Source organism: Xenococcus sp. PCC 7305, from assembly GCF_000332055.1.
Taxonomy (GTDB): Bacteria; Cyanobacteriota; Cyanobacteriia; order Cyanobacteriales; family Xenococcaceae; genus Xenococcus.
This window is the reverse complement of sequence record NZ_ALVZ01000047.1, coordinates 1-8809: the sequence shown is the minus strand read 5'-3', so window position 1 is coordinate 8809 and position 8809 is coordinate 1. Positions and strand designations below refer to the sequence as shown.

The 8809-nt window shown below is 40.7% G+C and carries 8 protein-coding genes and 1 tRNA gene; 4 read left to right on the top strand and 5 right to left on the bottom strand.

The features are described 5' to 3' along the window. Nucleotides 1–196: 196 nt before the first annotated feature. From XEN7305_RS00940 to XEN7305_RS00915, 5 genes are all read right to left on the bottom strand, one after another. On the bottom strand, nucleotides 197–2158 hold the full coding sequence (locus XEN7305_RS00940) for an iron uptake porin (protein WP_006507432.1): 1962 nt from the start codon (nucleotides 2156–2158) through the stop codon (nucleotides 197–199). Between the two features lie 238 nt (nucleotides 2159–2396). Beyond that, on the bottom strand, nucleotides 2397–4202 hold the full coding sequence (locus XEN7305_RS00935) for an iron uptake porin (protein ID WP_006507431.1): 1806 nt from the start codon (nucleotides 4200–4202) through the stop codon (nucleotides 2397–2399). A gap of 90 nt (nucleotides 4203–4292) precedes the next feature. Next, entirely contained in the window at nucleotides 4293–5645 is a 1353-nt protein-coding gene (locus XEN7305_RS00930; RefSeq protein WP_006507430.1) for a flippase, read from the bottom strand. Between the two features lie 112 nt (nucleotides 5646–5757). Next, entirely contained in the window at nucleotides 5758–6027 is a 270-nt protein-coding gene (locus tag XEN7305_RS00925; RefSeq protein WP_006507429.1) for an acyl carrier protein, read from the bottom strand. A gap of 489 nt (nucleotides 6028–6516) precedes the next feature. Next, nucleotides 6517–6603: transfer RNA gene (locus tag XEN7305_RS00915), tRNA-Ser, on the bottom strand. Between the two features lie 109 nt (nucleotides 6604–6712). Here XEN7305_RS00915 and XEN7305_RS00910 point away from each other — a divergent pair. From XEN7305_RS00910 to XEN7305_RS00895, 4 genes are all read left to right on the top strand, one after another. After that, nucleotides 6713–7081 carry a 2Fe-2S iron-sulfur cluster-binding protein gene (locus XEN7305_RS00910; protein WP_006507427.1) on the top strand — a complete coding sequence of 123 codons (369 nt, stop codon included), beginning with the start codon at nucleotides 6713–6715 and terminating at the stop codon, nucleotides 7079–7081. Nucleotides 7082–7150: 69 nt separating this feature from the next. After that, nucleotides 7151–7615, top strand: a complete 465-nt coding sequence (locus XEN7305_RS00905) for a thermonuclease family protein (protein WP_006507426.1) — start codon at nucleotides 7151–7153, stop codon at nucleotides 7613–7615. Then, a complete protein-coding gene (locus XEN7305_RS00900; protein WP_006507425.1) occupies nucleotides 7593–7778 on the top strand; it encodes a hypothetical protein in 186 nt (61 codons plus the stop codon). The genes XEN7305_RS00905 and XEN7305_RS00900 overlap by 23 nt, the downstream gene beginning before the upstream one ends. 129 nt (nucleotides 7779–7907) lie before the next feature. Continuing rightward, nucleotides 7908–8630, top strand: coding sequence for a hypothetical protein (locus XEN7305_RS00895; RefSeq protein ID WP_144053169.1), 723 nt, complete (start codon nucleotides 7908–7910; stop codon nucleotides 8628–8630). The last annotated feature ends 179 nt before the right edge of the window (nucleotides 8631–8809 follow it).

The window sequence follows — 8809 nt, the reverse complement described above, 5'->3', positions numbered from 1 at the left end:
CTTCAAAGAGGCACTCGTAAAGGCTTTTTTCAAGATATCCTCTCTTTGTCCAAGTATCTACTATTCCGAAGTTGGCACCATCTCCTCGACTTTATGCTCGGCGATGCGGAACCAGAACCTTTCATCCCTGCAAATACTTCTTAATTTTTGAATTTGGAATTGCTGCTAACAGCTAATCACAGTGAAATTTTACAATTTAAAATCGGAAAGTTGTCCGAATTGTTCCTACATAGAGGGTATCATTATCTTTAATATGACCTGGATTAGTGACAAAAAAGAACCCAGGAGTAACAGAAATATGATCATTAACCTTGAATCGATAAAAGAATTCAAAATGTAGCGATGTTGCTTCATCTTCTTCTCCGACTCTTTTTGGTAATTCCCCTTGAGCAACTAATTCTTCTGGAGTTGAGCTTGAAGAGTTCACAACCCCTAAAGTATCCAAATTAGGATTATTATCTGTTACTACAGTATCACTCTCATTATTGATTACTTGTTCGAAGAATGGAACTGGAGTTCCCGGTGTTTCTGGCCCACCATCAACTAATTTAGGAGGCATACCAAAGATAAAACCAAACACATCCCCTTCTCTCCCAAAAGGATCGGAAAGACCCAAGGAAAGAGAAAAAGTTGCCGAATTAGCAAAGGGTTTTTTCCCCGCAGAAGCTCCGATCCCATCATTGGGAGGTTGCCCGTCTAAATCAATGGTTCTATTATCAGGGAGTTCGTTCAGAAAATTCGTAAAAGTATAGCCCCCCCAAGCAGCTATATTTACTGATTTGGTGGCATTCCACTGAAAACTACCTCCAACTGCATTAATTGTCGCTGGTTGATCTCCCAAGAAAGACCGACAACAAGCCGTGAAAGTAGGATCATTATCGGGAGCTTCTGGTGCTGGAACTCGTGCATTAGACCATAAACCACCTGTCTCAGCATTGACACTGCCAGTAAAAGTTCCTAAGGTGCCATCGCTAGAATAGGCATTAACGTAATTAATCCCCGTGACAATGTTATCGGTGGGTTGGACTAATAGCTGCACTCCTAAAGCACTATGATCCGCACCAAAAAAACCTTGGGCAGGATTCCCACTATCTCTCGTACCATAGGCAGCTTGTAAACGGACAGGTTCAGCAATAGCCCAATCAAAACCCAGCCCTGCTTCCATTGCACCACCGATGCGCAAAATAGGGTTTAGTTGCCCAAAACGAGAAATCGAACCCCGACCAACATCGAAGAAAGGAGCATTAGCCGTTAACACATTGCTTAAGGCAAAGCCAAAGGTTGAACCATAGAAGGCAACCTTGTCATTAAAAGCAGGAAATCGGTATTCAACAATATCGAGAAAAATATTACTATCTAAATCGGCTTGGTAACCCAAACGAGCCATATAAGTGTTGAGAGAGCCTGCATTCGTAAAACCCCCATTATCAAAATTTCCGGTCGTCATATACATGCGCAGACGATCTTTTCCGGTAAAAGAACTTTGTAAACCTAAACGTGCAGTGTAAGTTAGCACCGTTTCTGTATCAGGATCGCTACGATTGGTACAATCAGCACCAATGGTTCCCACTATAGTACAACCCCCCGGCGGGTTACCACCAAAGGCATCGGCCAGGGCAAAGACAACTTCTCCATTCATGGTGGTGGTGGTGGAAAATTGATTATCTTCAAGAAAAGCAACTCTGTTTTCTAAGACATCTACTCTTCCTGCGATCGCAACCAATTCGGCTTGAAATTCTTCACTCAGTCGGGCAATATTTTGTAAGTCTTCTTGCAATACAGCTTCAGAGGAGGCAATCAAGCGTTCTATCTGATTGAGACAGGAGTTTAAACCCGCAGCAAATTCGTAACGACTTAGCGGTTTAGTTCCTTGATAGGTTTGATCGGGGAATCCCACTATGCAACCATAGCGATCAACTAAACTACGCAGAGCTTCATAAGCCCAATCCCCAGGAGAAACATCTCTTAACTGATTGACATTGGTTACTTGGGATAAGGACGATTCCTCCGGTTCACCGAGAAAGCTAGCAGAAGTCTGATAGTCTCGAAGTTCCGACTCATCCAGTGTCAGAGGTTCTAGTAATGGCTCTGCTAGTACTGCAGTACTACCTGTCCAGAGAAACAACAATCCTGATGATAAAATTACCGATATTCTCACAATCAACTCCTCACTCGCAAAGGTTTCTGTTTAGATTTGCTAAACATTTTTCAAAATATTAAGCCAGATTTTGAAATTCTGTTACCTTCAAGTGAAGAATTCATGCAGTAGTTCCATCTTTGTTACAAAAGTTTAAAATTCAGATTTGGCATCAAGATGCTTAAAAAGATAATTCGCGATCGCAGAATAGGTTTCCGGCGATCGCGAATGAAAAGAATTTAGACTAATTTATATAGAGTTAGAAAGCAAATACAGTCTGCACGGTGCCCACAACAATATCCTCATTGTCCCGGTTCTGGTTAGGAGCCGTAATCCAGATCACGGACGGGGTGATAGAAATGCGTTTGTTTAATTTATGTTGGTAATAAGCCTCGATGTGCAAAGAAGTATCATTCTTGAAATTTTCATTCGAGTCAACCCTAGCATCTAAATCCGCAAGATAAGGTTCAACACCAACTACGAATCCTCCAGTATTGCCCTCTTTAAACAAATCACTCAAAGTTAATAGTCCAGCATAGGACCAAATATCGGCATCCCCACGACCAATAATTCTCGAATCAATTTTGGTCGCAAAAGCCCCAATATTAATCATAGGGGTCACCTGATAAAATCCTTGGAAACCGTAGGCATTAGAAATGACGGGAACATTTTCATCAAAGAAGACCCCTTCGTTATCAAAGCGGTTAGCGAGCCCAGTACCAATTCCCCCAGGACTATTAGGATTAAATTTACGGCGACTAAATTTAAAATTACCAGGAGTTGTATAAGTATTAACGTAGGTTAAAGCAAAAGCTAGGTTGTCAGTCGGCGTAATTACAGTCTGCCCAACTATATAATAATTACCATTAAAAAAGCCTTGACCTTCATCGGGATTATTGGAAAAATTACCTTGATAACTTGCTCCAAAACGCACTTTGTCCCCGAATTTAAATCGGAGGATGCCGCCTTCTCTTCCCCCTAAACGGAAAATAGGATTCCGTTTAGCAAAAGCAGATACTGTTTTACTGGGCCCTAACCATTCATTTCCTATGTCTCGCCCAGCAGAAGCAAATCGTCTGTTAGCAAAGACAGTGAATAATGATTTGACATTTTCGCGATCAATAACGGGGAAGGTATATTCTACTGTGGAGAGGCGGAAATTATTCTCTTGCACAACATTGCCACGACCCCCAGTAGCATCTTCAAATGCTGCATTGAGATTCCCTTCTCTAGTACTTTCATTAATGCCATTATTGGGCGTGTCAAAATCAGGAATCCTAAAACTATTAGCAAGTAGAGCCACTTCCAACTTATCTTTTCCGGTGAAGCTACTGCTGATAAACATTATGGCCTCATCTTGTAAGACGGTTTCAGTGTCGCCATCCCCAGAAAACCAATCTGTTAAGCCGAAGGTCACAAAGCCCCGTAATTTAGCAGTAGTAGAGAATTGGACATCTTCTAAGAAAGCAACCCGAGCATCCAAACTATCGACGCGACCAGCAATAGTTACGAGTTCCGCTTCAAACTCTTGCATTAACTGATTGATAGTTTCGAGATCTTCTTGCAGTACTGCTTCAGAAGAAGCAATGAGCCGTTCAATTTGGTTTAAACAAGCATTTAAACCTGCAGCGAATTCATAACGACTTAAAGCTTGATTGCCTTTAAAGGTTTGATCGGGATAACCGACAATACAGCCATAACGATCTACTAGGCTACGCAATGCTTCGTAAGCCCAATCGGTCGGGGAAACATCTCTTAATTGATTAACATTAGTTACTTGATCCAAGCGCAGGGGATCATCTTCGACCACTGCGAGATCGTTTAAGCCAGAGATTTCTCCATTACTAGAAGGAATTTCATTAAGATCATCTAGTCCATACCAGGGGATTTCCTGGTCTACAGGAGGTTGGGCATCCAACTCCGGATTGATTGGCACGGTTGTCGTGGAAACTTCTGTTGCCGGTTCTAGATCCTGAGTTTCAGGGCCTGCATAGGCTTTGGTCGTTAACCCCAAAGAAGATAGCAGTAAGATAGCAGGAATAAATGATTTAGGGTGAGTCCTCATGTTTTTCTCCTCATCACTGAAATAGACACTTGAATTCGCTTGCACCACCAGAACGAAAAACTAATAATATCTATAATTTAAACTTAACTCTTACAATGTAGACTGAACTTCAGGTTTTGGAAACAAATTGTAAAAAATTGATGAACGAACCCCAATGTACTTCATCACCAAAATGCTGAGGGCAATATTCCACATGATCAAAGACACGGTAGTTGCGATCGCAGCTCCGACACTACCAAAGATCGGAATTAACACCGCATTCAAGATTAAATTAATCGCCGCCGCGATTCCAAAAATAACTACCGATTGATTTTGATGTCCTGTCATGATCATTAAACAACCGACAGAGCCACATACGGCATCTAAGACTCTCCCCAAGACCAAAATTTTTAGTTCCCAATCCACTGCGAGGAAATCTGTACCAAAGAGACCCAAAATAGTATGGGAAAAGGTCATGAATAGAATACCTAAGATTAAAGATGGCCAAAAAATCCAAGCAGTGACGGTAGAGACTACCTTTTGTAACCCTAAAATATCGTTTTGATAATAGAGTGCGACAAAAGCGGGAGCGACCACTGTATTAACAGTTTGCAAAATAATACTAATTAACATAGCGGTTTTGATAGCGGCACTATAGGTTCCTGCCTGTTCTGGGCCAAGAAAGTTTCCTACCATCACCACATCGGTTTGATTCAAAAGCACAATAAATGAACCTTGGAGCAGTAAAACCAAAGCGATGTTAAACCATCCTTTATAGTCGTAAATCGGCTCTGCTGGTTCATATTCCCGGTTGATCTTGTCTCCCACCAACCATGTTTGTCCAAAAACCACTACGACTAAAAGACCTGTAGCCAAAGAAATCATGGGGATACTCGTAATGGGAATATCAGAATCCATCACAATAAGTCCCCCGCATAAAATTAGGACAGGCCAAACTATTTGATAGGGAGCATAGGCTAAGGTGACATCTTCTAATGCTCTGCTAGTTTCTAGTTGAAGTTGAACTAATCCCTGGAGAGGAATCAGCCAGACCCCAATCAACAAAGGAGTTGTATAAGTAAAACTACGCTCTGGATCTATTAGCAGAAGCACTCCTGTACCGACTAGGGAAATCAGACAACCCGCAACTATTACAATGAGGCAACTTCCCTTAAAAATACCTCTTAAACGTCCCCAGTCTTCTTTGACACGATATTCTGAGATCAATCTCAAATTAGTACGAGCCAAACCAAGCCCGGCAAAAATCCCCAGCAAAAGAGACCATGCCATCACATACTCATAAATGCCATATTCAGCTTGACCCATCCAGCGGGCGAGAACGACTTGTAGTAAATAAGTAAGACTCACTCCTCCAACTTGGATAATCAAAGCGACACCAGTATCCCTTGCTAAATCCCATACTTGGATGGATTCGGTGCTATTAGTGACTGAGGTTTGAGTCATAAATACTTAATGATTAAATTTTTTATGATTAAGTAACTATCCTTAGATCGATACAGGAGGTACGATGGTGGATTGCTAGCTTATTTGTGCTTATATTTGGATAGTTATGTAGTTAAGCATCGACTTTGCCCGCAATTAGGTCGGCCAATACCTGGAGACTCTTAAAATTTTCAGGATCTAATTCCGAATCGTCAAATTCAATATCAAAATGCTTTTCTATTGCAGAGATGAATTCGACAATTGCGATCGAATCGAAACCTAAGCCTTCTTCGAACAAAGAGACATTATCGTCAATTTCTTCTACGGTTAGATTGACATCTAGATCTTCAGCAATAATAGTTTTGAGCTGAGCTACCAATTCTGTTGAGGTTGTTGTAGACATTGTTTTGACTGTATTTATTTATTGAAAATGAGAAGTTAACAAAAGATATGTTTTTTCATTATGACCGGGCTTCGCCCTTGAGGGCAGAGGGCAGCGGTGAGACCCCGCGCCGCCGTCAGGCGCAAGGGAACGCTCACCAAGAGAGAGGGCAGAAGGCAGAGGGAATAATTCTAACTTATCCCCTTAGGACACAAGCCTCGCCCTTGATGGGCGAACAAGGTTTGGGTGAGGTTCAAGCCTCTTCCAAACAAAAAACCTTCTGCCATCTGCCTTCCTCCTTCTGCCTTCGCTTGACCTAAGCCAAGCTTTGAACTTACTCTTTTGAAGAGTAGTCTAAACGAAGGCAGCATAAAATAATAGTCTAGATACTTGCTAATATTTTATTGATCATTAGGAATATACCAAAATCTCCCCGAAAGATTCCGATATCCGGACATAGTTTAAATATCTTTATTATTTGTTAATTATGCAACTTGCAATCAAACCCAACGGAGAGAGAGGGATTCGAACCCTCGAACAGGTTGCCCCGTTACAGCATTTCCAGTGCTGCGCCTTCGACCACTCGGCCATCTCTCCAGACACCGCGATTTCCAATTATACATGGCAAGGGTGGGTTTTCCAACTTTAAAGAAAAATATTTTTGGTTTTAAATTCAATCCCCCTCAGCTCCTTATATAATCAACTCATGAGCAAATTACATCAAATCACAATACGCGATCGCACAACGGGAGCAACGCACCGAGTAGCGGTTCCAGATGATCGTTATATCTTGCACAGCGTAGAGGAAGAAGGCGTTACGCTACCTTTTTCCTGTCGTAACGGAGCTTGTACAGCCTGTGCGGTAAAAGTTATTTCCGGGGAACTAGAGCAACCAGAAGCGATGGGAATTTCTCCAGAACTGAAAAAACAAGGTTACGCCTTATTATGTGTAAGTTATGCTCGTTCTGATTTGGAAGTAGAAACCCAAGAAGAAGATGAAGTCTATGAGCTTCAATTTGGCCGTTTCTTTGCGAAGGGCAAAGTTCGATTCGGCTTACCTCTTGATGAGGAATAATCTATAAGGATGAGGGATGAGGGATAAAGGATGAGGAAGGAGCTAAAGGATAAGGGATAACGTTGAACATTGAAGACTCTGAGGGATATTTTTGTCGGTGGGTTTTGTGTTTGGTTACTCTGGGGCTGTTATGGAGGGAATTCGACTCTGAATTTGGTTTCTGTTCAGGTGGAACGGGTTGTCAGCGGACAAACGCTGGAAGTAATGTTTGAAGGAGAATTGACAAGAGCAAGAATAGTAGGGATAGAACTCCCCAACTCCCTTGCCGACACGGAAAAGAGAGCAGCTAAGCACAAACTGGCAGAGTTGGTAAATCATGGCACAGTGCAATTAGAACTGGAAACAGAGAGTCGAGATCCCTATAATCGTCTCTTAACTCATGTCTGGCATAATGATGCCCTAGTGAGCGAAGAGTTATTAAAAGAAGGCTATGTGATGGTTAATAGCAAATATCCCAACAAATATAGTCAAGATCTTATTCATGCCCAAGAATATGCTCGCATACTAGGTTATGGTATTTGGGCAACCGAATAATCACCTGATCAGCAATCACGAAGTTTTTCACATTAATAGAGCAATTACTCTTCAATTAGATGCGGCAGGAGCAGCGACAGTTAACGGAGCTGCTTTCATATCAGGAATAGCCAATAGAATGGTCGCAATCTACAACAAGGGGAATGCTTGGTATGCAATTTGAGAGAACAGAAAAACTCCCAATCCTTATAGAAAAACTATTTCAGACCTAGGATGGAAACAAATACTACGCAAATATTACTTAAGTTTTTACCCAAAGACAGAAAACTTACTGTACATTGGCTATAAATAAATGCCAAACCAATTAATATTAATGCTGCAGTTTTTATTACAAAAATATTCCGTGTATCGTACAACAAAAATTTTATTTTTTCTCTCTCTGCTCTTTTTTATTTTAGGTTTTTTATATATTATTAATAGCTATTTATTAGGTGATATTGAATCCCTTAAGTTTCTATCTCATTTTAATTTGAACGTTGAGTTAAATGCACCTGCTTTTTTTTCCTCATTTATACTTTTCTACTCGGCGGTACTTTTAGGAATAATTACATTTTTAAAGCGTAGAGATTGTTATTACTATGAGTGGGCTGGCTTATCTTTAACATTTGTATATTTAGCTTTAGATGAAGCTTTTTCTTATCATGAGGAGATGAAGTATGCTCGGAAAATTTTAGCCCTAGACCAAGACAATCCTCTCTATAAAGATGCTTGGATTTTTATTGGAATTGCATTTATAACAGTTTTTTTGTTGGTGTACCTACAGTTCCTAAAAAGACTAAATAAAAGAGTCCGTTCTTTATTTTTGCTATCGGCAGGGATTTATATTTTAGGTGCTATAGGTCTAGAAATAATTGGTGGATATTGGGAGTTTTTTCGGGGGGAAAAAGATTTTATTCATGCTTTTCTTGCTAGTCTTGAAGAACTTTTAGAAATGTTTGGCATTATATTATTTATCAATACCTTACTAGGCATCATTAGCGATCTCACTCCAAACAAAAAAACAGTCTCACGGTAAGCATGAAATGAACGATGCGAGAAAGAACGCGATGTTCTCGATTGTCAGTGGTTACAACAACTACATAGTTATGGACTAACTAGTGCCGCTGCGCGGAAGTAATAAGTAATAAGTAATGAGTAATAAGTCTTGATACATCAGCTTTTTGCCCTTCGTTGATAGATAGCTTATTTACGCCC